Here is a 22,105-nt window from a genome sequence, read left to right on the forward strand (position 1 = left end):
GAAACTCATACGTGTTCCGTTCGTCATATCAGATAAGATAGGTGTAGTCCAATTCACCATCTGTCCAGCCCCACACACGTGGTGAACGGTGTTTCACCAAGTCGTTAAGTCACTGTGAGACGATCGATCGTTTGCGTTGGGTCGGAGGGACACAGTGCCTCTGACATGGACTCCCACCCCTCCGTCCCAGCCGTTCCGTTCTACAACATCGCGTCCGACGGCCAGCGTGTGCCCGGAACCAGTAAGTCGCCCCCGAGTGTAGCCGCAGGTATGACAACCGACGAGTCGGCGCTCGCCCGGGAACTGCGAGCCGACGGCATCGACGTCGCTGACGTTCGCCTCTCGCCGGAGCGCGTCGCCGTCGCCTACACGACGACGCTTCCCGCGGAGCGTCCGGCACACGGAGAGATGGGGCGCGTCTGCAACACCGTGATCGACCTCGTCGAGGCCGGCGATCTCGAGCCGCGGCGCGTGGACGCCACCTCGCTGCGCTTCGAGGACGACGTGCAGGCGACCTGGCACGTCGAGGCCGCGTGGCTCGACGACCTGACCAACTATCGAATCTCCGAGGAGGAGTTCTCCGCGCGCGTGCTCGAGACCGTCGAGACGGACCCCGACGCCGATGTCGACTCTGACGCCCCACACGCGAGCGCCGTCGCGAACGACGAACCGGGCCGGCCGGCCGGCGACGGAGGGAGTCGATGAGCGCCCCGCTAGCGACCCCCGACCGGCCGCCGGCGCGGCGCGTACGCGGGGAGCGCCCCTCGCGCGAGCGCTTCGCCACGCGTCAGCTCACGTTCACCGTCGACGGCGACGACTGCGTCGGGACGCTGTACCGCCCGCGCGACGTGGACGACCCCGACACGGTCGTGCTCGGGCACGGCTTCGCCGCCGAGGCTGCCTTCGGGCTCGACCGGCTGGCCGAACACCTCGCGGACGTGGGGTACGCGGCGTTCACGTTCGACTACCGCGGCTTCGGTCCCTCCGAGGGGGAGCCGCTGGTGCTCCCGAGCCGCCAGATCGCCGACTGGGAGGCGGCCCTCGACCGCGTCCGCGGCGTCGACGCCCTCGGCGACGGGATCGCGCTGTGGGGCGTCTCGCTGGGCGGCGGCCACGTCGTCAGCGTCGCCGCCGAGCGGTACGACGTGGACGCGGTCGTCGCGCGGACGCCGTTCGCCGACGGCCGGTCGCTGCTGCGGAGCAAGTCGCCGCGATACCTGCTTCGCGCGATCGGCGCTGGCGTTCGCGACCGCCTCGCCGGACTCGTCGGCAGGAGCCACGAGGTGAAGGTGTACGGCCGGCCGGGGGAGTTCGCGGCGCTGAACGAGCCCGGCGCGCTCGACGGCTACGCGGCGCTGATCCCGCGGGACTCCACGTGGCAGAACCGCACTCGTGCGCGGACGCTGCTGGCGCTGCCGCGGTACCGCCCGGTCACCGACGCGTCGGCGGTGACGTGTCCGGCGCTCGTCGTCGCCGGTACCGACGACCAGATCGTCCCGTACAAGTACGCCGACCGACTGGCCGACGAGCTTCCCGACTCCTCGCTCGTCGCGCTCCCGATGGGCCACTTCGACGCCTGGGACGACCGGTTCACCGAGGTCCTCGCCCACGAGGTGGCGTTCCTCGACGCCGTCTTCGAGCGAGAGAGCCGAACCGACCCGTTTCGAACGAGCCGCTGACGGGAACCGCCGGCGGCCGGCCGCATCCGGATACCATCCGATCCGTACTACGTATTTATCTCCACAGACGACCTCTACTGGGTATGTTCAATAGAACGCTCGCCCTCGCAGTCGCAACGCTCCTCGTCATGTCGGTCGCGGTCGCGCCCGTCGCCGCACAGCCGGACCGTCCGTCGTGGTCCGGGGAGGTGTTCGCACAACTCGAGACGGGCTTCGACCTGTACAACGACGCCAGCGGCGGGCTCGATCTCGGCCCGTTGGCGGGCCAGATCGAGAACAAGCGCGTGAACCTCTACGTGAGCGACGGCGGCGAAACCGCCGTCTACTCGTTCCGGATGACCGGCGCCGGAGCCGTCGTCGACCTCCGCGAGTCGGCACACGACGACGCGACGCTCCGGATGGAAACCGACCGCGCGACGATAGCGAACATCGCCGACGCCAACGGCGGCGAGCAGGCGGCGAACCGCTTCGCCGACGCGGTCAGGAACGACGACATCGTCATCAAGGGCGAGCAGGGGAACGTCGTCGCACAGGTCACCTGGGGCGTCCTGAACGCGCTCAAGGGCCTCCTGATCTAGGCGGGTGACGCGCCGACCGAGCAGTCGAGTGTGGCGACCGTCGATCACGGCCGATACCGCGGTTACGGGTAGCTTTTCAGCGGCGCGGGGCACACGGACGGTATGACTGTCAGCGACGTGGTCGAGCTCGAGGGCCACATCATCGACTCCGGCCTCATGGAGCGCGCGTTCACCGTCGTGATGGACCTCGGCGGCGAGTTCGACATCGAGGAGTTTCGCGTGGGGACGAGCAAGACAAAGGAGTCGTACTGCCTGATGCGCGTGATCGCCGAGGACGAGGAGACGTTGAACCCGATCCTCCACGAACTGCACCAGTCGGGCGCGACGCTCGCGGCGCCGACGGACGCGACGCTGACGCCGGCGCCCGCCGACAACGTCGTCCCCGACGGCTTCTACTCGACGACGAACCACCCCACCGACGTTCGGGTCGACGGCGAGTGGGTCGGGGTCGACAACATCGAGATGGACTGTGCGATCGTCGTGGACCGCGACGGCGACGCGGTCACCGCCGAGACGAAGGTGCTCAACGGTATCGAGGCGGACGACCTCGTCGTCACCGGCGACGCCGGCATCCGGGTGAAGCCGCCCGAGCGCCCCCGGGACGCGTCGGGGCCGTTCGGCTTCATGCAGGGCGGCGTCTCCGCGGAGCGTCCCTCCGCGTCGCTCATCCGCGACATCGCCGAGGCGATCGCCGAGACGAAGGCTCAGGGCGGGAACGTCCTGTGCGTCGCCGGCCCGGCGGTGATCCACGCCGGGGGCGGCCCCGCGCTCGCGCGACTCGTGCGCGAGGGGTACGTCGACGCCATCTCCGCGGGCAACGGCTTCGCCGTCCACGACATGGAGCGGTCGATGTACGGCACCAGCCTCGGGATGGACGTCGAGACGATGGAGCATCCACGCAAGGGGCACAAACATCACATCTACACGATCAGCGAGGTGATCCGCGCGGGCGGGATCGAGGCCGCCGTCGGGGACGGGCTGATCACCGAGGGCGTCATGTACGAGTGCGTCGACAACGACCGCGACTTCGTGCTCGCGGGGTCCATCCGCGACGACGGCCCGCTGCCGGACACCATCACCGACGCCGTCGAGGCGCAAAACGCGATCCGAGAGCAGGCGCGCGATGCCGACCTCGTGCTCATGCTGTCGTCGCTGTTGCACTCCGTCGCGGTGGGCAACTGCCTCCCGTCGACGACGCGCACCGTCTGCGTCGACATCAACCCCGCCACCGTCACGCAGCTGCTCGACCGCGGCTCCGCCCAGGCCGTCGGGATGGTCACCGACGTGGGGACGTTCATGCCGATGCTCGCCGGGGAGCTCCTGGAGTAGTTACCGCGCTTCGACCCATTCGTCGGCGAGCAGGCCGAACCGCCTGATGTCGACGTGCTCGCCGTCGACGAACGCCTCCTCGCGGTGGCGCCCCTCCTCGGCGAAGCCGACCTTCTCCAGCACCCGCGCGGAGGCGGGGTTCGTCTCGTAGACGTCGGCGTATACCTTGTGGAACCGCCGCGTCTCGAAGGCGTACGCGCACAGCTCGCGGGCGGCATCGGTGGCGTAGCCGTTGCCCCAGCTGTCGGGCGCGAACTGGTAGCCGAGTTCGACGCTGCCGAACGACTCGTTCGGCGCGTTCAGGCCGGCGATCCCGACGGGGTCGCTGTCCACGCACGCGAGGAGGTGCACCTCGCCATCGTCGCCCGCCGACTCGATCCACTCGCGCTCGTCGCCTTCGCTGATCGGGGTCGTCATCGCGGTTCCGGCGCGAACCTGCGGGTCGTTGACCAGCGACGCCAGAAACGCGGCGTCCGCCGCTTCGACCGTTCGCAACTCGACCGCCTCGCCGCGACGGAACACGGGCCCGGGCATACCGCGGCGGTCGTCGTCGCGGCGCTTCAATCACCCGCCGGTACGTGACCAGCTAGCACAGTGTCGGCCGCACCCTCAGACGGTGTCAGCCATCGCCATCGGCCTTACACGGTTTCCTGCGGGACGACGCGCAGCGGCAGGTTCGCCCCGAGGAGGAGGTCCTGTGCGACGCTACCGAAGACGACCTTCGCGGTCGGCGAGCGGTTGCGGACGCCGATGACGAACTCGTCGGCGTCCACGTCGTCGGCGTACGCGAGCACGTCCTCGGCGGGCGGGTTGCCACGCACGAACTGGTGTGTTTCGACGGTCACACCGTCGATCCCGTCGAGCGCGTCCGCCACGGCGTCGAGCGCGTTCTCGCCGTCCCTGATGTCCGCGGAACTCGTCTGATCCCCGCCGTGCAGGGAGTTGATCGCGTGGACCGCGTCGCCGGGTGCGAGCCGGTCACGGAGGTACTCGCACAACACGTCGCTGGTTCGCACCGAGTTCGTCGCTAGGACGTACAGCATGCGCAATGGCGCGAGCGCGCGGCGCATAACCCTGCCGACGCCGTGATAGCGGGCGCCTCCGCGTTACACAAAGGGTTTACCACGCCGCTGTGCAGTGCCGGCCGTATGTCACGAGAACGACGGCTGACCGCGGGCGCGGTCGCCGTCCTGCTCGTCGCCCTCCTCGGGGTCGCCGTGGGTCCCGGCGTCCTCGCAGACCCGGCCGCGGACGGTCCGGTCCGTCCCGGTCACGTCACCATCGCCGAGTCGCCGGCGATCGCTCCCGGGGAGGTCGACGGCGCGACGGCGACGCTGACGCTGCACACCCGCATCGGCCACCGCGGCAACCCCACGGACAACGTCTCCGTACGGTTTCGCGCGTACGACGCCGAATCCGGCCTCCTGACGACCGAGCGAACGGTCGAGTTGGACGAGTTGATCGGCGACCGGAGCGTCCCGGTGAACGCGACGATCGAGGTGCCCCACGAGGGCGGCTACGTCGTCGAGACGGTCGTCTTCCGCGACGGCCAGGTCGTCGACCGCGACCGGACGCGCGTCTCCGGGCTGGAGGCGCTGGGCACGGAGGTCCGCTTCACCGAGAGCGAGGCGGTCCCGCCGCTGTCGGTGTCAGTCGCGTCCGTCGACCGAGAAGCGAACCGCACCACGCTGGCGGTCGCGGCGTCGCTGACGAACGGCGGCGCGGCGTCGAGCGACGACCTGCGCGTCGAGGTCATCCTCCGGCAGGCGGAGTCGAACCTCGTCGCCGCGCGCGAGTCGACGACCGTGGACGGCATCGGCCCCGGCCGCACCGCCGACGCGACGACCGAGGCGACCGTCCCGAGCGACTACAACTACTACGTCGACGCCGCGGTGTATCGCGACGGCGTGCTCGTCGACACCGCCCGATCGGTGGCGAACCTCGACCCGACCGAGACCATCTCGGCCAACGAGACCACCCGCGAGGTGGAGTTCGAGGTCGGCGACTTCGCCGGCGACGACGGAGCGGACGACAGAGCGACCGAGGCGGCGGCCCGCACCGAGACCTCGACGGCGACGCCCGGCTTCGGCCCGGCGCTCGCGGTCGTGGCGCTGGCCGGCGCCGCGCTGCTTGCACGGAGGCGAACCCGACGATGACCGAGGACACCGACGACACCACGACGGCTGAGGAACCGAGCGAAAGCGAGTCGAGTGGAAGCGACCCAACGGTGTCGACCCGCGACGCCCCGACGGGTGCGGACGCCGGCGAGGATCCTGCTTCGGACGGCCGGGCGGGCGATACGTCGGCGGGGACCGGCGACGCTCTCGCCAGCGATGCCGACAGCGGTCGCTCGCGGGACATGGTCAGATACGTCAACTACCTCGTGCTCGTCGCGCTCGTCGTGCTCGCGCTCATCGCGGGGATCCAGTTCTACGGCGCCGTCTCCCGAACGATCAACCAGTGGGTCACCGCGGAGTATCGCTCGCTGTTCCACGGCGCGTTCAACCTCGCCGTGTTGCTGATCGCGGCCGCGGGCATCTCCCGGCAGGTCCGTCGCGTTACCTCGTAGAACCAACCCGACCAAGCTTCGCCGACAGTGTCGAACTCGAACGCAGCGCAGTCCCCGGTTTTCAGACGATGACCAGCCAGCCGACGAACACCGCCAGGCCGCCGAGCGCGGTGCTGGCGACGGCGTGGAGCCGGAGGCGGTCCAACAGCGTGTGGGCGTCCCCCTCGTGGCTCAACGACTCGTGGACCTCGCTGCCGATCTCACACTCCGGGAGGAAGTCCATCGCGACGTGGAGGAACACGCCGGTCGCGAAGCCAAACACGACGCCGCGGACCGCGCCCGAGGCGGGCAGCGCGACCAGCGACGAGGCGATCGCGGCGACGCCGACGCCGGCCGCCGGCAGCAGGATCGCCGTCCAGTCGCCGCCGTCACCGGAGAACCGACGGACGGCAGCGTAGCCGGCCGGTCCCTTGTGCGAGACGATCGAGAGTCCCAGCAGGATGCCCAGATCCGGCATGTTGCCGTAGATGATGCCGATGATCGCGCCGGCGCTCACGGCGTGGGCGGTCAGTTCCGCCAGCGACCGGTCCAGCGGGAGATCCATGTGCGAGAGGCGGTGGCCGAGCGTGTGTGCGCCGTAGCCGACGAGCAGCCCGAGCGCGACCCCGAACCCGCCGTAGGCGGGGTGCTGGCCGATCGCCTGCGGCAGGAGGAAGACGGCCGCGCTGGTGATCATCGCGCCCGCGGCGAGCCCGTACCCCCACACGAGCGTCCCGGAATGGGTATCGCTGGTCCGCCCGGCGATCCACCCGGCGATCGCCATCGCCCCGAACGCGATCCACGCGATCCCGAACAGCTTCGTCCGTCCCGTCGCGAGCGCGTACGCGGTCGCGGCCACCAGCGCCGCCGTGCTCGCGGCGCCGATCTGCCGGGTCCGAGTCGTCCGACGCTCGGTCCCGTCGGTAGTCACGTCGGCCATATTACTAACGCACCGGTTGCGGTTAATAACGGCTCCGATCGGTGACCCGGATCCGGAGCAGATCCGTTCGGGAACGGAGCCTCTCAGGGACGGACCGTCCGGCTCGCGCGGCCGGAGGCGCCACGGGGGAACGGGTCGCGCTCGGCGGCGGGCTGGACAGTGCCGTCGGCCTCGACGGCGCGGACGACGACCTCGTGTTTCTCGTCGGCCTCGTACTCGTAGTGCCAGCCGCGCCAAGCGTCCTCGGCCTCGCCGCCGACGGCGTCTGGGTCGTCCGGATCTCCGTCTGCGGGCGTCGGCCCCGGGAGGCGGTCGGTGAGGTCGGCCTCCGACCAGGTGTCGCCGCCGTCGGTCGACACTTCGACGGCCGAGACGCCGCGGGTGCCCGCGTACGCGTGGCCGCCGACGGAGACCGCGCCGTCGGCGGTCTCCACGTGGTGAAGCTTGGCCACCGTCGAGACGGGGCCGGTGCCGTGCCAGCCGCGCTCCTCCCAGTAGCCCGTCGCTTCCTCCTCGAGGATCTCGATCTCGGTGAGCCACTTCACGTTGATCTCCCCCCAGTGGCCCGGGATCAGCGCCCGAACCGGCGCGCCGTGCTGTCGCGGGAGCGGGAGCCCGTTCATCCGGTACGCGAGCAGCCCCTCCCTGAGCGCAGACAGCGGGAACTCCTCGTAGTAGTCGTCCGCGGCGCGCAACATGACACAGCAGCTATCGGGACGAACGCCGGCTTCCTCGAGCAGGTCGTCGATCGGGATGCCCGTCCACACTGCGGTGTCGGCCTTCCGCCCGTTCACCTGATCGCCGACGCACCGGAGGGTGACGAAGCGATGCTCGGCGGGGCGCGACTCGACCGCGCCGAGGTCGACCTCGACCTCCTCGTCGACAGCGCCGGTGACCCGAAGCGACCACGTCTCGGGGTTTACCCGGGGGTCCGCGGCGTTCTTGTCCACGACGTAGAACGACTCCGAGACGAGCGGCTCCGCGCCCGCGAGGTCGAACGAGCGGTCCGCGGCCGTCCCGAGCAATCGCTCGACGAGCGGATCGGGGTCGACCGGTTCCGTCCCGGCGGAGTCGCCCCCTCCCCCGCCGAGCGCGCGTGCGAGCGGCCCGGCGCCCGCGAGTCCCACCGCCGCCGCCGCGACGCCCGCCGAGCGCAACAGTCCGCGGCGCGCCCGGGACACGTCGCCCGTTCCGGTCGCGACGCCGCCCGCGAGGCCCACGACCGCGGCGCCGAACACGCCGCCGACGACGGCCGCGACCGGCGCGACCGACAGCAGGAACGCCGCGAGCGCCTGAAGCGTGCCGACGAGGAAGACGACCTCCGCCCGTTCCCTGTCGCCGGTCCGACCGATCCGACGGGCGAGCCCCGCGATCCCAGCGAACAGCGCCACCGAGAGCCCCGCTGCCCCGGCGACGAGCAAGGGCTGAGCTGTGCTTCCGAGCCCCTGAATGCCGGCCGCCAGCGCCGCGTCGGGGAGCGCGAGCAGCACGGTCTGGGCGATCGCGACGACGACCCAGCGGGGGGAGAAGCCGACGACGAGGAACGTCCCTGCCGTGACCGCGACTCCGGAGGCGACCGCGACGGCGACCTCGGCGGCGAGCGCGACGCGGCGGGACGAGCGAGCGCGACGGGCGTTCATTCGAGTACGCAACGGCTTCCACGGGTAAAACGCGTGCGGCCATCCGGCTCCGGGCCCCGGGACCGATCCGCCCGAGCTTCCGAACCGCTTTGTCGTGGGAGCGCAAGCCTCGAGGTATGAGCGACGGCGAGGAGGCGGTGAAACGGACGCGACCGTGTCCCTACTGCGGGGCCTCGATGGTTCACCGCCACTGCGAGTACGTCTGCCCCCAACACGGCGTCGTTTTCGACTGCTCGGACCCGTTCTACGGGTGATCGATCAGCCCACCCTGGCGTCGCTCACGGGTGCGAAAACCGCAGGCCCGAACCGGCACCAACTGTTATGGTGTCGGCCGCCATACGGAATTCTACTCAGATGCGAGGACGGGACAGTGCTACCAGCGCGCGGGCCGCGCCGGGGCGACGATGGTAGACGACGACCAGATCGCCCGGAGTAAGCGCATCCAACAGCGCACGGGGAAGACCTTCCACTTCGCGACCCGGGTGCTGCCCGAACGGGTGCGCGAGCCGACCTACGTGCTGTACGCGTTCTTCCGCGTCGCCGACGAGATCGTCGACGGCGCGGAGACGGGCCCGCCGGACGAACAGCGCCGGGAACTGGATCGCCTCCGTAACGCCGCGCTCAGCCGCGAGGAGACCGACGACGCCGTCCTCTCGGCGTTCGCCGAACTGTGCGACGAGCACGACATCGCCGCCGAGGACGTCGAGACGTTCATCGACGCGATGCGCTCGGACATCGATACCGACCGCTACGAGACGTACGAGGACCTGGAGGCGTACATGGACGGCTCGGCCTCGGCGGTGGGTCGAATGATGACTGCGGTGATGGACCCGGACGAACCCGCCGCCGCTCTCCCGCACGCAACGGCGCTGGGCGACGCGTTCCAGCTGTCGAACTTCCTGCGCGACGTGCGCGAGGACATCGTCGAACTGGACCGGGTGTATCTCCCGCAGGAGACCCTGCGCGAGTACGGCGTCACCGAGGCCCAGCTCAAGCGCTTCGAGTTCGGCGAGAACGTCGAGGCGGCGATGCGCCACGAACTGCGCCGCGCGGAGTCGCTGTACAAGGAGGGCGTCGCGGGCATCAAGTACCTCCCCGAGGACTGTCAGTTCGCCGTGTTGCTGGCGGCGGTGCTGTACGCCGAGCACCACGCGCTCATCCGCGAGCGCGGCTTCGACACGCTCTCGGCGACGCCGGAGCTGAGCACGTACCGCAAGCTCACGCTGTTCGTCAAAACGCGCTGGGCGTGGTTCCGGTGTAAGGACCCCGAGACCGTGTTCCGCCGCGTCTCCTGTGTCCCGTACGGCGACAGCGAGTCGAACCGCTCGGGCGCCGGGCACGCCGACCGGGTTCCCGCCCGCTGACCGTCAGTCCGTCAACCGCGGTTCACGAACACCTCGCTCCTCAGAACGCTTGCCTCAACAGCGACGCGTCGAACCGATCCGCCCGAACCAGTCCGACGCCGATGCCGACCGCGACCGCGGCGGCGACGGGGTTCCAGAACCAGAGGTTCACCCCGCCCCACAGCAGCACGAAACTCACCATGTCGTCGAGCATGAACTCGCAGTCGGCGAGTCGCGCGCGCAGCGCCGCGCGGTCGAACGCGGCGTCGAGCACGACGACGGCGACGGTGGCGGAGACGACCCAGCCGGCGTAGTTCGACAGCGGGACGCCGTAGAAGCCCGCCCCCGAGAGCACGCCGAGCGCGCCCGCGTCGGCGACGCCCTCGTACGCCCAGAAGCCGAGCGCGACGGCGCCCGGGTCCAACACGACGTCCATGACGAGCACGAGCGAGATGACCGCCAGCAGCCGGACCGCCGCGCGCTCGGCGCGGTCGCCGAGGAGGAGCAGACTCAGGAGGTAGGCGTTCGCCACCAGCGGGAGGAAAAAGACCGGCAGTCCCAGGGGGACGCCGCCCAGTTCCGGACCGAGCGCGACGAGGTACTCGAACTCGCCGTAGGGCCACCCGGTCGTGATCCCGACGTACTCGATCGCGTACGCGTACGCCGACAGCAGCCCGATCCCCGCGAGCTCGCGACGGCCAATTAGCGGTGCGAGCCCGACAACCAGCGGCGAGCGCATCACGAGCGTTCCGAGCAGGATCATCCCGCCGTTGAACGCCAGCGGCGCCAACGGGGTGCCGGCGAACGCGCCCTCCGCGCTGGCGACGAGCAGCACCGCGCCCACGACCGGGAACACGACCGAGATGGTGAAGCGGTTCTCGCGGACGAGCGCGTCGAGGCGTGCCTCCGCCTCCCGGCGGTCGGCCGGTATCGCCTCGCGAAGGGCCGACAGTCGGCCCGGAGTGGTTTCCGGACTCACGGCAGCACCGCCTCCGGGGGGACGATCCGCGTGAGCGCGCCCATCGTGAGCACGGCGCCGACGACGGTGTTGATCGCCGGGAACCACCAGTACGCGCGGTCGATCGCGACGCCCGCGAGGTGGACGACGGCCACGAGGGCCGGGTACGCGAGCAGCACCGCGCCGATCCGTGGGTCGACCGCCGCGAACGCGCCCGCCGCGGCGATCCAACAGGCCGCACAGTACGCGAGCGTCCGCGACTCCCCGAGCGCGGTCGCGGTCGTCCGGATCCCCGCCGCGCGGTCCGGCTCGATGTCCGGGATCGCGGAGAACGTGTGCATCCCCATCGCCCACAGCCACGCGCCCGCCAGTGCCGCGGCCGGCGGGGCGGCCCCGGCGACCAGCGCGTACGCGGCGGCGCCGGGCAGGACGTACAGGCCGTTCGACACCGAATCCAGCAGCGGCGTCGTCTTGAACCGCAGCGGCGGCGCCGAGTACCCCGCCCCGAGCACGAAGAACCCGGCGAGGTACGGCCACGCGACCCGCGGCGTGATCGCGAACGTCACCGCGCCCAGCGCCAGCGACGCGACGACGACCGTGGGGACGAGCCGGTCGCCCGCGTAGCGCACCTCCCGGCCGTCCTTCTTCGGGTTGTCCTCGTCGATGTCGCGGTCGAACACGTCGTTGACGCCGTAGAGGAACAGGTTCGCCGGGAGGAGGAAGTAGCCGAACAGGAGGATGTTCTCGGAGCGAAACAGCCCCGGAACGGTCGTCGCGCCGAAGGCGACCCCGACGGCGATCGGCCCCGCGAGGTACAGCCAGAAGCGCGGGCGCGAGAGCTTCAGGAGGTAGCGTGCGCTCGCGCGGCGGTCGGTCGCGTCGGTGTCGGCTGAATCGGTCGCGTCGGCGTCAGCGTCGGCCGAGTCGGCGGGGTCGACTGCGGTCGGCATGGGCGCGGTCAGGCCGACTCCGCCATCGTCTCGGCCGTGAGCAGCCCCGAGATGAGGCACATCGGGACGCCGATCCCGGGCGTCGTCGTCGACCCGGTGAAGTAGAGCCCGTCGACCTTCGAGGACTCGTGACCGGGCCGGAACGGCGCCGTCTGGCGCAGCGTGTGCGCGAGCCCCAGCGCCGACCCCTTCATCGAGTTGTAGCGACCCGCGAAGTCGTCGACGCAGAACTCCTCCTCGAAGACGATTCGATCGCGCAGGTCCACGCCGGTGTTCTCGGCGATGTCGTCCAGGACGTGCTGCCGGTACCGGCTCCGCAGTTCGGGCGTGTCCTCCAGTCCCGCCGCGACGGGGACGAGAACGAACAGGTTCGAGTGTCCCTCGGGGGCGACGGTGTCGTCCGTCTTCGACGGGACACAGAGGTAGTAGGCGGGGTCGTCGGGCCAAGCGGGATCCTCGAAGATCTGCTCGAAGTGGCCGTCCCAGTCGGTCGGAAGCACGAGCGTGTGGTGGGCGAGTTCCTCCACGTCGCCCTCGACGCCCATGTACAGGAGGTACGCGGAGGGCGCGTACGTCCGCGACTCCCAGTAGTCGGCGTCGTACTGGCGCTTGCGCGGTGCGAGCAGTTCCTGCTCGGTGTGGGCGTAGTCCGCGTCGCTGACGACGAGATCCGGGAAGTACGTCTCGCCGGACCCGGCGGTGATCTCGGTCTCGACCGAGGCGCCGCCGTCCGCGGCGGCGGCGGTCCTGCCGAGCCCGTCGGCGGGGTTCGTGGTCGCCGTCTCAACCTTGAAGCCGCCGCGTTGCCCCTTGATCGCGGTGACGGGCGCGTCGGTCACGTATTCGACCCCCAGCTCTGCCCCGAGTTCGACGATGCCGTCGACGACGGCGCCGACCCCGCCGTCGGGGTAGTAGACGCCGAGGTTGAAGTCGACGTGGCTCATGAGGTTGTACAGCGCCGGCGTGTTGTGCGGCGACCCGCCGAGGAACACCAGCGTGTACTGCATGATCTGCTGGAGCTTCGGGTTATCGAAGTAGTTCTCGACGTGGTCCTGCATCGTCCCGATCAGCGACAGTCCCCACGAGTAACGCAGCACGTCGGGGTCGACGAAGTCCGCGAGGTCGTCGCGGTGCTCGTACACGAAGTGCTCCATTCCGATCTCGTAGTTGCGCTCGGACTTGCGGAGGTAGTCGTCGAAGGCGTCGCCCGCGCCCGCCTCGTACGACTCGAACGTCTCGCGGTTCGCCGCGAGATCCGGGACCATGTCGACCTGATCGCCGTCCTTGAAGAAGATCCGGTAGTGGGGGTCGAGCCGCGACAGCGAGTAGTATTCCGACGGTTCCCGGCCGAAGTGACCGAAGAACGTCTCGAACACGTCGGGCATCAGGTACCACGACGGGCCCATGTCGAAGCGAAAGCCGTCTTCCTCCAGCACGGCTGCACGGCCGCCGAGCTGCTCGTTTTTCTCCACGAGGGTCACGTCGGCGCCGGCGTCCGCCAGGTAGCAGGCCGTCGAGAGCCCGCCGAAGCCGCCGCCGATCACGACCACGTCCTCGCCCGAGAGCGAGGAGCGATCACGGGGTTCGCGCATTAACCGTGTTACGGCGGGGCGATGTATAAATATGGGCGCACGGACGACACCGCGCTCGGCGACTCCGTCGCTTGCGAGCGTCGGCACGGACCCGCCGCGGCCCGCAACCACTACCTCCCGCCGGCCCCTGGCGATCCCATGGACGGAACCACCGCGGTCGTCACCGGCGGAACGCGCGGCGTCGGAGGCGCCGTCGCCTCGTCGTTCGTCGAGGCCGGCGCCCACGTCGTCGTCTGCTCGCGCGACAGCGACGCAGTCGACGGGACGGTCGAGACGCTCTCACGCTCGGGCGGGGCCTCGGGCCTCCGGGCGGACGTGCGCGACGAGTTCGACCTCGAACGCCTTATGGAGCACGCCGACCGCGCGGGCGAACGCGACGGGATCGACACCGTCGTCGCCAACGCCGGCGTCAACCACGGCGCGCCCGGCGAGATGCCCCTCGACGACGAGGCGTACAGCCGCTTCGACGACACGCTCCGCACGAACGTCCGCGGCGTGTTCGCGACGGTGCGTGAGGCCGTCCCGTACCTGACCGACGACGCGCGGATCCTCGTCCCCTCGGGGTCGATCGCCCGCGACGCGAAGCCGGGGATGGGCGCGTACGCCGTCTCGAAGGCCGGCGCCGAGGCGGTCGTTCGGCAGGCGCACGCCGACCTCGACGCGACGTCGATGACGCTGGATCTGGGACTGGTCGACACCGAGCTCACGGGGAATCAGGGCGGCAGAGACCCCGAGGACGTGGCGCCGATGTTCGTGTGGGCGGCGACCGACGCCGACCCCGACGAGCACGGCGGCGCGGTCGTCGGACTCAGGGAGTGGAAGGCGGCGACGCGATAGCGAGTGACGAAAGAGCGAACAGAACGGGGTGGCCCGTGGCGGTGCAGTCTACCGACTTACGACGTCGACGGCGACATCGAGATGTTGAGTCCCTTCTGGATGATCTGGGTGAACGCCATCGAGCACAGGAAGTACCAGATGATCCAGGTGGGCATGATGAACAGCGTGTCCGTCCACGCGACCTCGCCCGCGATGGGGAGCACGATCGGCTGGAGGTCGAGACCGGGCTGTCCCTCGGCGCCGCGGAAGCCGATCTTCCAGTACATCCACAGGAACGCCGGGATGGTCAGGACCATGATCCACACCATCGGGCGGAACTGCTCTTTGAACATGCCGAGCTGGTCGCCCATTGCCTCCATCTGCTCCTCCTGGATGGCGTCCATGGCGGCGTCGTCGCCGCGCTCTTTCGCCTCCTTGCGGCGCTCCTGGATGTCCTTCATCCGCTGTTGATAGGCGGCCATCCGGTCCATGTCCATCAGGTTCGCGCGCAGGAGCGTGGAGTACAGCCCGGTGAGCGTCGCGATGATCATGATGACCGCATACAGCGGCAACAGGTCCTGCAGCGGGCCGAGCACCACGTCCATCGCCTCGCCGACGACGCTGCGAACCGGCCCGTACGAGTAGCCGACGAAGAACAACAGCGTCACGACGGCCGCGCCCTTGTCGTAGATGCTCCAGGACGCCCCCTCGGAGTCGGGGATCTCGACGCTGCTTCCGCCGCCCGCGTCGTCGTCGGGCGACTCGAGTCCGGCCTCGATCGCGTCGCGGTCTGCGAGTGCGAAGCCCGCCTCGCCGTCCTCGAGGAGCCCGCGCTCGATGAGCCGGCCCCACTGCCCGCTCGAGAGCTCCTCCCGCACGTCGATCCACTGGATCTCGTTGTCCTCCGCGCGTTCGAGGACGAGTTCGATCGCCTCGCGCATCTCGGGCTCGGAGGCGAGCTCCCGAGTGCGCTTCTCGATTCGTGCCATTGCACCCGGCTAAGCGACAGCCACGTAAGAAGGTTGTACTCTCGGCGCGCCGCCGACGGTCCGGTCGCGGTCGTCTCCGTGGACGCTCGCCCGTTCAGTTCTCGACGACGTCGCGAAGGTTCTCGAACACGTCGTCCGGCGTCCCCTCGCCGGACACCTCGACGAGCACGCCCTCCTCGCGGTAGTGCTCGATGACGGGCTCGGTGTTCTCGCGGTAGACGCGCAGACGCTCGTGGACCGTCTCCTCGGTGTCGTCCTCGCGCTGGATCAGTTCGCCGCCGCACTCGTCGCAGACGCCTTCCTCCTCGGGCTGGTCGAACTCCACGTGGTAGGTGGCGCCGCACTCGTCGCAGACGCGACGGCCGGTGAGTCGGGCCAGCAGCTCGTCCTCGGGCACCTGGAAGAAGACCACGTGATCCAGCTCCGTCTCCTCGCTCAGGAACTCGGCCTGGTCGAGGTTTCGCGGGTAGCCGTCGAGGACGAAGCCGTCGGCGTTCTCCAGGGCGGCGACGACGATCTCGTTGACCACGGGGTCGGGAACGAGCTCGCCGGCGTCCATGAACTCGCCGGGCGTGCCGTACTCCGTCTCCATGTCCTTGTTCTGCCGGAGCGCGTCGCCGGTCGTGATGTGGTCGAGGTCGTACTCGTCGGCGAGTCGGGTCGCCTGGGTACCCTTGCCGGCGCCCGGCGGACCGAGCAGCAGGATTCGGTGGTCTGCCATATCTGCACGCTCCGGGGCCACGGTGAAAGGCGTGCTGAATCCGGCGCGGTTCGCGGGGTCGAGCCCCCGTGGCGACCGGCGGCGGACGGGCGCGACGTATGGCAGCCGAACGGGAGCACCCGGTTTTTACGCCGGTTCGCCGTATGAACGGACATGACCCGATTCGACGCCGACACGTCGGCCGACCGGCGGAAGCTGTTCGCCGACGCCGTCACGGCCCACCGCGAGCGCGGCAGCGCCTTCCTCACGGTCGAGGTGGAGCCCCCCCGCGAGGAGATCCGATTCGACGAGTCGAGCGACGAAGACGACCCCGATGAACCGGCAGACGGCGAGGCGCACACCGAGGACGGGGAGTCACCCGAGGGGGAGGCGCCCCCGCCGTGGGTCCAGTTCGCCGAGAAGACGTTCAACCTCGACTGCACCGACGGGGAGCTTGCGCGCCTGCACGACCTGCTCGAGGAGTATCCGGAGTTCCGGATCGACGAACAGGAGACGCCCGAGGAGGCCGAGGGAACGAACGTCCGCATCTCGGCGCGGTCGGACGCGAACCGCCTCGCGGGCTTCCTCGACCGCGCGTTCGCGGAGGTGTACGACCAGCCCGACGACTACCGGGCGTGGGTCGTGCAGGTCTGAGGCGGGAGCGACGCCGGCGACCGCGTCGGCGGCCCGGGACGGCCGTCGTGCGACGCCCGTTCCGCTTACTCGCGCTCGATGAGGAGGTACAACAGCACGACCGCGCCGGCGCCGAAGACGGAGACGAACAGGCCCGCCAGCACCGTCGCCAGCGCCCACAGGGTCTCGTCGGTTCCTCGACGGTCTTTGGCGTCCTGATACACCCAGTACGCCATGCCGACAGGGAGCAACAGCGAGAATATCAACAGGAGGATGAAGAACACGACCAGCAACTCAACGCCGCCGGGGACTCCGAACAGTGGAAGGGGGACCATGTCCGGCCGATCAGACGCGATCAGCAAAACCGCGTCGGTTTAAGCCGTGATCTAGTCGCGGATGACGACGAAGTAGTACACCGCGAACGCGATGAGGAACCCGATGAGGTTCAACAGCAGCGACGCCAGCGCCATCGCCCCGGCCCACAGCTTCGGGGAGTCCGTCCGGCGGCTCTTGGCGTCCTGGTAGGTGAAGTAGCCGACGACGACGGCGACGATAACGTTCAGGAGGCCCAGAATACCGGGGTCGATGAGACCGAACTGGAGCGGGAGCGCCGCCGCGGTCGCGATTGTAACGTCCATGCCACCGGACGCCGCGCCCGAGGGATAACTCCTCCGGCACCACTCGTCGCGGCTCCTGCCGGACTCACTCGTCGCGTTGGGTGTTTCCGTACCGCTCTCCGGCGTCTGGCACCGGATGGTCGCGGCCGGCGACGACGTACAGCGCGGCGAGAACGAACAGGGCGATCGTGCTGGTCACGCCGACGAGGACCGCGGCGGTCGGCCACGCGCGGGGATTGTCGCTGCGGAGCCCGGCGTCCCAGCCGACGAGGCCGGCGACGCAGGCGGTCGGAACGAGTCGGAGCAGCAGCGTCCACGCGAGATCGGTGCCGCCCGGGAGCGTCCCGAACAGGGGTGGCAGCGACGGGAGAACCGGAAGGAGGATGTCGGCGGGGAACACGCTCCGAGACACCTGATGACGGACGAAAAACGGTTCGGTCCTCAGAACAGCGACTCGTCGGTCAGGTCCGCCGCGAGCACGAAGTCCGGCTCGTCGGAGACCGCCGTTCGCGTCGCGGCGGCGTCGGACACCCAGCGGACGCCCTCGGGGATCAAGATCCGGGTCGCGTCGATGCCGCGGTCGGCGGCGTCGCGGGCGATCGCGTCGATCAGCGCGTCCAGCGCCTCGGTGTCGTCCCACGCGGCGGCGTGATAGACACCCCACGTCTCCTCGACGCCGTCCTCGTTCTCGCGGTCGTACGTGTACGCCAGCGCCGACATGGCCCGGGTGCCGCCGTCGACGACGGCGAACAGGGCGTCGCGATCGGCGGCGTCCCGGAGGTCCGCGCGCGTCAGCTCCGAGCAAGCCCACGATTCCTCGTCGTCCATCGCCAGCCCGCGGAGGTGCTCGCGCGCGTCGCTGCGGCTCCAGTACGCCCACGCCGCGTCGGGGTCGGCGACCACGTCGAGCGCGGGCTCGGCGTCCGCGTCCGGATCTGGCTGGAGCCAACGGAACTCCGTCGCCGGATCGAAGCCGACCGAGCGCGACTGCCCCAGCCCGGCGACGTTCCACGAGAAGACCATGTTCCGGCAGACGACCGCCCCGCGGTCGCGCGCCCAGCGAAACGCCGCCCGCGAGAGCTCCGGCGAGAGGTTCCGGCCGCGGTAGTCGGGGTTGACGCGCATCGCCTGCGCCCACGCCTCGGTGTCCGAGAGCATGACGCACTGGAGGACGCCCGCCACGTCGGCCCCGTCGTCCACGTCGACGACGAGCGTGCGCTGATCCGGCCCGTCGGTGTCGACCATCTCGTCGAACACGTCCGGGAGGTAATCGCCGTGTCTGTCCCCCCAAGTGTCCTGCGTGAAGCTGACGACGTGTTCGACGTCCGACTCGCGGGCCTGCCGGATCGCGAACTCGTGGTCGGGGTCGTCGCGGGCGAGTTCCCGTCCGGTCATACCCACGGTTTCGACTCCTCGGTCAGCTCGCCCGCCAGGTCGCGGCCCATCGCGTCCTCGGCGTCGGCGACGTTCGCGAGCGCCCACAGCAGCTTCACCTTCGCCGTGCCCGGGAGGGTATCGCCGGCCTCGACGACGCCCGCGTCGAGGAGGTCGCGGCCGGTGTCGTACACGCGGTCACAGACCCGGCCCTCCAGACACTGACTCGTCATGGCGACCGTGGTGCCGTCGTCGACGAGTTCCTCGAATCGCGGGATCAGGTCGGTGTGGACGTGTCCGAGGCCGGTGCCCTCGATCACGACGCCGGACTTCCCGTCGAGGTAGTCGAGCGCGGCGGGGTCCATCCCGGGCGTGAACTTCACCAGTTCCACGTCCTCGACGAGGTCGGACGCGAGCGCGAGGTCGTCGTCGCCGCGGCGGGCGTACGCCTTCCCCTCGCGGTAGGACACGTCGACGTGGTCATCGTGAGGGTCGTACTCGACGCGACCCAGCGGCTCGGCGCCGACGGTCTCGAAGGCGTCCCGGCGGGAGGTGTGGTTCTTGCGGACGCGCGTGCCGCGGTGGAGCGCGCAGTGGTCGTCCGAGGGCGTCCCGTGCATACAGACCATCACCTCCGCGCAGTCGGATTTGGCGGCCTCGACGGCGCAGACGGCGTTCATCACGTTGTCCGAGGAGGGACGGTCGGCCGAGCGCTGGCTGCCGGTGAACACGACCGGAACCGGCGTGTCGAGCATGAACGACAGCGCCGACGCGGAGTACTGCATCGTGTCGGTGCCGTGCATGACGACGACGCCGTCGGCGCCCGCCTCGATCTCCTCGCGGACCGCCTCGGCGAGGTCGGTCCAGATCTCGGGGTTCATGTTCTCCGAGAGGATGTTGGCGACGACGCGACCGCGGTAGTTCGCGCGGCCCGCCAGATCCGGCACGGCGCGGAGGACGTCCTCGGCGTCGAAGCGGGCGGTGACCGCGCCGGTGCGGTAGTCGACGGTGGAGGCGATGGTGCCGCCGGTGGAGATGAGCGCGACCGTCGGGAGGTCGTCGTCGAACGCGACCTCGGAGGCGTCTGCCTCGTCGTCGTCACCGTCGGCGTCGACGGCTCGGGCGCCGCGTTCGAGCACATCGACGGCGGCGTCGGCGCGGTCGACGCCGACGTTGTACCCGCCCTCCAGCTTGAGCACGAGATGCTTCTCGTCGCTCGACGGCATCAACACGCCCTCGTCGGTGACGCCCGCGTGCTCGACGCGGACGCGGTCTCCGGGGCTCGGGGTCATACGCGGTGATAGCGGCCGGGGCGAACTTGAACCTGCCCGTCCGCGGTTCCGGCGGGGGGTTTCGGTTGCGGGCGCCGGGAACGCGCCGTGTGTCGAACTGGCGCGGTCACCACCCGCATGCGAGCGGTTGCGTCCCCACGGATGGCACAAGAGCCATGAGCGAGCGCCGCCGACGTGGAGGCATGTCGAAGAGTCTGGAGGAGCTGCAGGAGCTCGCCGAGCGCGACGGCGCCGGCGACCCGTCCACGGACTCGGCAGCGAACTCGCCCGACCGGGGCAGCGAGGTCGGGGAGGCTGACCGCGGGAGCGCCGACGGGGGCTCGCGCGCGCTGCTGGGACGGACGCCGTTCTCGGCGAAGGGCTTTCTCCTCACGTTCGTCGTGCTCCTCGCCGGACTGATCGCGGGCTCCGCGGTACCGCTGGTCGGCGGGCTCGCACGGTACCTCGGGCTGTTCGCCGCCGCGTTCGCCCTCGGTCTGGGCCGCTCGCGTCGAGCGTACCTCGAAACCGCCATCGCGGGCGCGCTCGCGGCCGGCGGCGCGTTCCTCCTCGGGACGTTGACGACGGGAACGCTCCTCGTCGGGACGAGCCTGCTCGCCGACTACGGGCTCCCGGTCGCGGGCGTCGGCGTCACGGTCGGCGTTCTCCTGTCGGTCGCTGGCGTGTACTTCGGGCGAGACCTCCGCGACGGGTTGACTCGAGATATCTGAGCGCCGTCGCCGTTCGGGGCGGGTCCAGGAAGTCTCGCGGGCGGTGGTGCTCGTCGACCGCGACGCCGAGCGATAGCTCCCGGCTAACTACGACCACGCTCCGAGTCGGCGATGCCACGGTGCAACTCGACGCGTTGGGCGGGCTCCTCGGGCTGGCTCTGGTCTTCCTCGTCGTGATCCTGATCGTGTCTCTCGTGCTAGCGATCGGGGCGATCGCGGTCGCACTCGTCTCGCTGCCGTTGCTCACGGTACTACCGACCGTCAGGTCGGGATTCCTCTCGGCCGCGACATCGCTCTCGGGTACCCCGGCGGACTCCGTGACTGAACCGTGGCCGCTCGCCGTGTACGTCGTCGGCGTCGACAGCTACGGGCTCGCAGTGCTCCTCGTGGTCGTGATAGCCGTGAACGGGATCGGACTGTTCGAGCCGTCGAGTAGCCCCGACGTCGGCGCTGTCCTCTACGGACTACTTATCGCCGCGACGCTCGCGGTCGTCGTCATCGTCGCTGGCCTCCGTCTGCTGTCCCTCGGTCGGATCCGGGCGCTCGGCGAGTGGGCCGTATTTCTCGTCGTCGTCGCGGCGCTCACGCTGGTTGCATCGTTCGTGGTTCCGGCGGCGCTGTTCGGACTGCTCACGCACTTCCTGTAGGTTCACGAACGGAGATCGCCCGGGAGGGTCACCAGCTCGCTGCCGGGGACTACCCGACGGTCACCCGACGAGTTGCCAGCGGTCGGACTCGAGCGCGAGCAGGTCTGCATCCGCGAGCCGTCGCAGCCCGTCCTCGACGGCCTGCGGATCGGCGTCCACTTCCTCGACGACGGCACGGTGTGAGCCGTCGGTCGAGGTGACCGCGGCCAGAAGCTTCGCATAAAACCGGGAGTCCGCGTCGACGCCGAGTCGGTCGTTCACCCGGTCGAGGAGGTCGCTCATTCGCCCGTGAACCCACCGCTGTGCGAGCGAGAGCTCGTTCTCCAGATCCTGTAACTCGTCGAACTCGGCGGCCAGCTCGGCCAGCTCCCCGCCGTCGGCGGCCGCGTCAGCGCCGCTGTCGACCGATCGAAGCTCCAGATCGATATGCATGTGCGGGCAGCTGCCCTGGATATCGAGGCTCGGGTTCGCGGGGTACGCGGACTTCGTGCCGAACCCGTGCCGGGAGACGTTCACCTCCAGGCGCACGTCGCGGGCGATGTGGAAGTACTTCCGCCGTCGGTCGTCGGTGTGGCTCTCGATGAGGCCCGCGTCCTCCAGTTTCCGCAGGTGGTCGATGACCGCCTTCGGCGACACGCCGAGGTACTCGCTGATCTCGGTGACGTAACACGGCTTGTGCGAGAGCAGCCGGAGAATGCGCCGGCGGTTCTCGTTTCCGAGGAGATCAAGCAGTACCGCGGAGTCCATACACGCGAGGTAACTGCTCGGTG

27 protein-coding genes are annotated in these 22,105 nt (G+C 70.0%); 12 read left to right on the forward strand and 15 right to left on the reverse strand.

What is annotated here, in order from left to right:
- Nucleotides 1-270: 270 nt before the first annotated feature.
- From ABJD39_RS02555 to ABJD39_RS02570, 4 genes are all read left to right on the forward strand, one after another.
- Nucleotides 271-705 (forward strand): hypothetical protein, encoded by a 435-nt coding sequence (locus ABJD39_RS02555; RefSeq protein ID WP_348611719.1) that lies wholly within the window; start codon nt 271-273, stop codon nt 703-705.
- Nucleotides 702-1,679 carry an alpha/beta hydrolase gene (locus ABJD39_RS02560; RefSeq protein ID WP_348611722.1) on the forward strand — a complete coding sequence of 326 codons (978 nt, stop codon included), beginning with the start codon at nt 702-704 and terminating at the stop codon, nt 1,677-1,679. Before ABJD39_RS02555 ends, ABJD39_RS02560 begins: the two co-directional genes overlap by 4 nt.
- 83 nt (nt 1,680-1,762) lie before the next feature.
- A complete protein-coding gene (locus ABJD39_RS02565) occupies nt 1,763-2,257 on the forward strand; it encodes a hypothetical protein (protein WP_348611725.1) in 495 nt (164 codons plus the stop codon).
- Between the two features lie 102 nt (nt 2,258-2,359).
- Nucleotides 2,360-3,586 carry a TIGR00300 family protein gene (locus ABJD39_RS02570; RefSeq protein WP_348611728.1) on the forward strand — a complete coding sequence of 409 codons (1,227 nt, stop codon included), beginning with the start codon at nt 2,360-2,362 and terminating at the stop codon, nt 3,584-3,586.
- Here the strand turns inward: ABJD39_RS02570 and ABJD39_RS02575 are convergent, their stop codons facing one another.
- Together ABJD39_RS02575 and ABJD39_RS02580 are read right to left on the reverse strand one after the other, a co-directional pair.
- The gene (locus ABJD39_RS02575) at nt 3,587-4,120 is read right to left on the reverse strand and encodes a GNAT family N-acetyltransferase (protein WP_348611731.1); all 534 of its coding nucleotides are present in this window, start codon (nt 4,118-4,120) and stop codon (nt 3,587-3,589) included.
- A 104-nt stretch (nt 4,121-4,224) separates the two neighbouring features.
- Nucleotides 4,225-4,629 carry a universal stress protein gene (locus ABJD39_RS02580; protein WP_348611734.1) on the reverse strand — a complete coding sequence of 135 codons (405 nt, stop codon included), beginning with the start codon at nt 4,627-4,629 and terminating at the stop codon, nt 4,225-4,227.
- 105 nt (nt 4,630-4,734) lie between these two features.
- Between ABJD39_RS02580 and ABJD39_RS02585 the strand changes: the two genes are divergently transcribed.
- On the forward strand, nt 4,735-5,742 hold the full coding sequence (locus ABJD39_RS02585; RefSeq protein ID WP_348611737.1) for a DUF7490 domain-containing protein: 1,008 nt from the start codon (nt 4,735-4,737) through the stop codon (nt 5,740-5,742).
- Nucleotides 5,739-6,155 (forward strand): hypothetical protein, encoded by a 417-nt coding sequence (locus tag ABJD39_RS02590; protein ID WP_348611740.1) that lies wholly within the window; start codon nt 5,739-5,741, stop codon nt 6,153-6,155. Before ABJD39_RS02585 ends, ABJD39_RS02590 begins: the two co-directional genes overlap by 4 nt.
- A gap of 61 nt (nt 6,156-6,216) precedes the next feature.
- On the opposite strand, the gene ABJD39_RS02595 is transcribed toward ABJD39_RS02590, so the two are convergent.
- Both ABJD39_RS02595 and ABJD39_RS02600 read right to left on the reverse strand, forming a co-directional pair.
- Nucleotides 6,217-7,074, reverse strand: a complete 858-nt coding sequence (locus tag ABJD39_RS02595; RefSeq protein WP_348611743.1) for a ZIP family metal transporter — start codon at nt 7,072-7,074, stop codon at nt 6,217-6,219.
- A gap of 83 nt (nt 7,075-7,157) precedes the next feature.
- Entirely contained in the window at nt 7,158-8,714 is a 1,557-nt protein-coding gene (locus ABJD39_RS02600; protein ID WP_348611746.1) for a molybdopterin-dependent oxidoreductase, read from the reverse strand.
- Between the two features lie 116 nt (nt 8,715-8,830).
- Here ABJD39_RS02600 and ABJD39_RS02605 point away from each other — a divergent pair, with 116 nt between their 5' ends.
- Nucleotides 8,831-8,968: an HVO_2523 family zinc finger protein gene (locus ABJD39_RS02605; protein WP_348611749.1), complete on the forward strand. Its 138-nt coding sequence runs from the start codon at nt 8,831-8,833 to the stop codon at nt 8,966-8,968.
- Nucleotides 8,969-9,118: 150 nt separating this feature from the next.
- Entirely contained in the window at nt 9,119-10,078 is a 960-nt protein-coding gene (locus ABJD39_RS02610; RefSeq protein WP_348611752.1) for a phytoene/squalene synthase family protein, read from the forward strand.
- 40 nt (nt 10,079-10,118) lie between these two features.
- Here ABJD39_RS02610 and cruF read toward each other — a convergent pair whose 3' ends face one another.
- From cruF to ABJD39_RS02625, 3 genes are read right to left on the reverse strand one after another with little or no spacing between them, the layout of a single operon-like run.
- Entirely contained in the window at nt 10,119-11,036 is a 918-nt protein-coding gene (gene cruF, locus ABJD39_RS02615) for a bisanhydrobacterioruberin hydratase (RefSeq protein WP_431357862.1), read from the reverse strand.
- Nucleotides 11,033-11,965, reverse strand: a complete 933-nt coding sequence (locus ABJD39_RS02620; RefSeq protein WP_348611755.1) for a prenyltransferase — start codon at nt 11,963-11,965, stop codon at nt 11,033-11,035. Before ABJD39_RS02620 ends, cruF begins: the two co-directional genes overlap by 4 nt.
- Before the next feature lie 8 nt (nt 11,966-11,973).
- On the reverse strand, nt 11,974-13,557 hold the full coding sequence (locus ABJD39_RS02625; RefSeq protein ID WP_348611758.1) for a phytoene desaturase family protein: 1,584 nt from the start codon (nt 13,555-13,557) through the stop codon (nt 11,974-11,976).
- A gap of 138 nt (nt 13,558-13,695) precedes the next feature.
- Here ABJD39_RS02625 and ABJD39_RS02630 point away from each other — a divergent pair, with 138 nt between their 5' ends.
- Nucleotides 13,696-14,394, forward strand: a complete 699-nt coding sequence (locus tag ABJD39_RS02630; protein WP_348611761.1) for an SDR family oxidoreductase — start codon at nt 13,696-13,698, stop codon at nt 14,392-14,394.
- Nucleotides 14,395-14,450: 56 nt separating this feature from the next.
- Here ABJD39_RS02630 and ABJD39_RS02635 read toward each other — a convergent pair whose 3' ends face one another.
- Both ABJD39_RS02635 and ABJD39_RS02640 read right to left on the reverse strand, forming a co-directional pair.
- Nucleotides 14,451-15,362, reverse strand: a complete 912-nt coding sequence (locus ABJD39_RS02635) for a DUF106 domain-containing protein (protein ID WP_348611764.1) — start codon at nt 15,360-15,362, stop codon at nt 14,451-14,453.
- A gap of 94 nt (nt 15,363-15,456) precedes the next feature.
- Nucleotides 15,457-16,083 (reverse strand): adenylate kinase, encoded by a 627-nt coding sequence (locus tag ABJD39_RS02640; protein ID WP_348611767.1) that lies wholly within the window; start codon nt 16,081-16,083, stop codon nt 15,457-15,459.
- Between the two features lie 153 nt (nt 16,084-16,236).
- Between ABJD39_RS02640 and ABJD39_RS02645 the strand changes: the two genes are divergently transcribed.
- The gene (locus ABJD39_RS02645; protein ID WP_348611770.1) at nt 16,237-16,716 is read left to right on the forward strand and encodes a hypothetical protein; all 480 of its coding nucleotides are present in this window, start codon (nt 16,237-16,239) and stop codon (nt 16,714-16,716) included.
- Between the two features lie 65 nt (nt 16,717-16,781).
- On the opposite strand, the gene ABJD39_RS02650 is transcribed toward ABJD39_RS02645, so the two are convergent.
- The 5 genes from ABJD39_RS02650 to gatD form a co-directional block, all read right to left on the reverse strand.
- Nucleotides 16,782-17,030 carry a hypothetical protein gene (locus ABJD39_RS02650; protein ID WP_348611773.1) on the reverse strand — a complete coding sequence of 83 codons (249 nt, stop codon included), beginning with the start codon at nt 17,028-17,030 and terminating at the stop codon, nt 16,782-16,784.
- A 51-nt stretch (nt 17,031-17,081) separates the two neighbouring features.
- The gene (locus tag ABJD39_RS02655) at nt 17,082-17,333 is read right to left on the reverse strand and encodes a hypothetical protein (RefSeq protein WP_348611775.1); all 252 of its coding nucleotides are present in this window, start codon (nt 17,331-17,333) and stop codon (nt 17,082-17,084) included.
- A 64-nt stretch (nt 17,334-17,397) separates the two neighbouring features.
- Complete coding sequence (locus tag ABJD39_RS02660; RefSeq protein ID WP_348611778.1) at nt 17,398-17,712, reverse strand: hypothetical protein; 315 nt, start codon at nt 17,710-17,712, stop codon at nt 17,398-17,400.
- A gap of 41 nt (nt 17,713-17,753) precedes the next feature.
- A complete protein-coding gene (locus ABJD39_RS02665; protein WP_348611781.1) occupies nt 17,754-18,707 on the reverse strand; it encodes a GNAT family N-acetyltransferase in 954 nt (317 codons plus the stop codon).
- Entirely contained in the window at nt 18,704-19,978 is a 1,275-nt protein-coding gene (gene gatD / locus ABJD39_RS02670) for a Glu-tRNA(Gln) amidotransferase subunit GatD (protein ID WP_348611784.1), read from the reverse strand. The genes ABJD39_RS02665 and gatD overlap by 4 nt, the downstream gene beginning before the upstream one ends.
- Nucleotides 19,979-20,160: 182 nt before the next feature.
- On the opposite strand from gatD, the gene ABJD39_RS02675 reads away from it, so the two are divergent.
- Both ABJD39_RS02675 and ABJD39_RS02680 read left to right on the forward strand, forming a co-directional pair.
- Nucleotides 20,161-20,688, forward strand: coding sequence for a hypothetical protein (locus ABJD39_RS02675; protein ID WP_348611786.1), 528 nt, complete (start codon nt 20,161-20,163; stop codon nt 20,686-20,688).
- A gap of 119 nt (nt 20,689-20,807) precedes the next feature.
- On the forward strand, nt 20,808-21,335 hold the full coding sequence (locus ABJD39_RS02680) for a hypothetical protein (RefSeq protein ID WP_348611789.1): 528 nt from the start codon (nt 20,808-20,810) through the stop codon (nt 21,333-21,335).
- A gap of 60 nt (nt 21,336-21,395) precedes the next feature.
- On the opposite strand, the gene ABJD39_RS02685 is transcribed toward ABJD39_RS02680, so the two are convergent.
- On the reverse strand, nt 21,396-22,082 hold the full coding sequence (locus tag ABJD39_RS02685) for an ArsR family transcriptional regulator (RefSeq protein WP_348611792.1): 687 nt from the start codon (nt 22,080-22,082) through the stop codon (nt 21,396-21,398).
- Nucleotides 22,083-22,105 lie beyond the last annotated feature (23 nt).

This window comes from Halobaculum rarum (assembly GCF_040025155.1).
GTDB classification, from domain to species: Archaea; Halobacteriota; Halobacteria; order Halobacteriales; family Haloferacaceae; genus Halobaculum; species Halobaculum rarum.

Excerpts from the sequence above, each read along its gene's own strand:
- ABJD39_RS02650 (WP_348611773.1), bottom strand. The coding sequence starts at position 17,030 with ATGGTCCCCCTTCCACTGTTCGGAGTCCCCGGCGGCGTTGAGTTGCTG.
- ABJD39_RS02585 (WP_348611737.1), top strand. The coding sequence starts at position 4,735 with ATGTCACGAGAACGACGGCTGACCGCGGGCGCGGTCGCCGTCCTGCTC.
- ABJD39_RS02580 (WP_348611734.1), bottom strand. The coding sequence starts at position 4,629 with ATGCTGTACGTCCTAGCGACGAACTCGGTGCGAACCAGCGACGTGTTG.
- ABJD39_RS02600 (WP_348611746.1), bottom strand. The coding sequence starts at position 8,714 with ATGAACGCCCGTCGCGCTCGCTCGTCCCGCCGCGTCGCGCTCGCCGCC.
- ABJD39_RS02605 (WP_348611749.1), top strand. The coding sequence starts at position 8,831 with ATGAGCGACGGCGAGGAGGCGGTGAAACGGACGCGACCGTGTCCCTAC.
- ABJD39_RS02575 (WP_348611731.1), bottom strand. The coding sequence starts at position 4,120 with ATGCCCGGGCCCGTGTTCCGTCGCGGCGAGGCGGTCGAGTTGCGAACG.
- ABJD39_RS02625 (WP_348611758.1), bottom strand. The coding sequence starts at position 13,557 with ATGCGCGAACCCCGTGATCGCTCCTCGCTCTCGGGCGAGGACGTGGTC.
- ABJD39_RS02630 (WP_348611761.1), top strand. The coding sequence starts at position 13,696 with ATGGACGGAACCACCGCGGTCGTCACCGGCGGAACGCGCGGCGTCGGA.
- ABJD39_RS02620 (WP_348611755.1), bottom strand. The coding sequence starts at position 11,965 with ATGCCGACCGCAGTCGACCCCGCCGACTCGGCCGACGCTGACGCCGAC.
- ABJD39_RS02655 (WP_348611775.1), bottom strand. The coding sequence starts at position 17,333 with ATGGACGTTACAATCGCGACCGCGGCGGCGCTCCCGCTCCAGTTCGGT.
- ABJD39_RS02640 (WP_348611767.1), bottom strand. The coding sequence starts at position 16,083 with ATGGCAGACCACCGAATCCTGCTGCTCGGTCCGCCGGGCGCCGGCAAG.
- ABJD39_RS02610 (WP_348611752.1), top strand. The coding sequence starts at position 9,119 with ATGGTAGACGACGACCAGATCGCCCGGAGTAAGCGCATCCAACAGCGC.
- ABJD39_RS02675 (WP_348611786.1), top strand. The coding sequence starts at position 20,161 with ATGTCGAAGAGTCTGGAGGAGCTGCAGGAGCTCGCCGAGCGCGACGGC.
- gatD (WP_348611784.1), bottom strand. The coding sequence starts at position 19,978 with ATGACCCCGAGCCCCGGAGACCGCGTCCGCGTCGAGCACGCGGGCGTC.
- ABJD39_RS02590 (WP_348611740.1), top strand. The coding sequence starts at position 5,739 with ATGACCGAGGACACCGACGACACCACGACGGCTGAGGAACCGAGCGAA.
- ABJD39_RS02570 (WP_348611728.1), top strand. The coding sequence starts at position 2,360 with ATGACTGTCAGCGACGTGGTCGAGCTCGAGGGCCACATCATCGACTCC.
- ABJD39_RS02645 (WP_348611770.1), top strand. The coding sequence starts at position 16,237 with ATGACCCGATTCGACGCCGACACGTCGGCCGACCGGCGGAAGCTGTTC.
- ABJD39_RS02685 (WP_348611792.1), bottom strand. The coding sequence starts at position 22,082 with ATGGACTCCGCGGTACTGCTTGATCTCCTCGGAAACGAGAACCGCCGG.
- ABJD39_RS02595 (WP_348611743.1), bottom strand. The coding sequence starts at position 7,074 with ATGGCCGACGTGACTACCGACGGGACCGAGCGTCGGACGACTCGGACC.
- ABJD39_RS02565 (WP_348611725.1), top strand. The coding sequence starts at position 1,763 with ATGTTCAATAGAACGCTCGCCCTCGCAGTCGCAACGCTCCTCGTCATG.
- ABJD39_RS02635 (WP_348611764.1), bottom strand. The coding sequence starts at position 15,362 with ATGGCACGAATCGAGAAGCGCACTCGGGAGCTCGCCTCCGAGCCCGAG.
- ABJD39_RS02665 (WP_348611781.1), bottom strand. The coding sequence starts at position 18,707 with ATGACCGGACGGGAACTCGCCCGCGACGACCCCGACCACGAGTTCGCG.
- ABJD39_RS02560 (WP_348611722.1), top strand. The coding sequence starts at position 702 with ATGAGCGCCCCGCTAGCGACCCCCGACCGGCCGCCGGCGCGGCGCGTA.
- ABJD39_RS02555 (WP_348611719.1), top strand. The coding sequence starts at position 271 with ATGACAACCGACGAGTCGGCGCTCGCCCGGGAACTGCGAGCCGACGGC.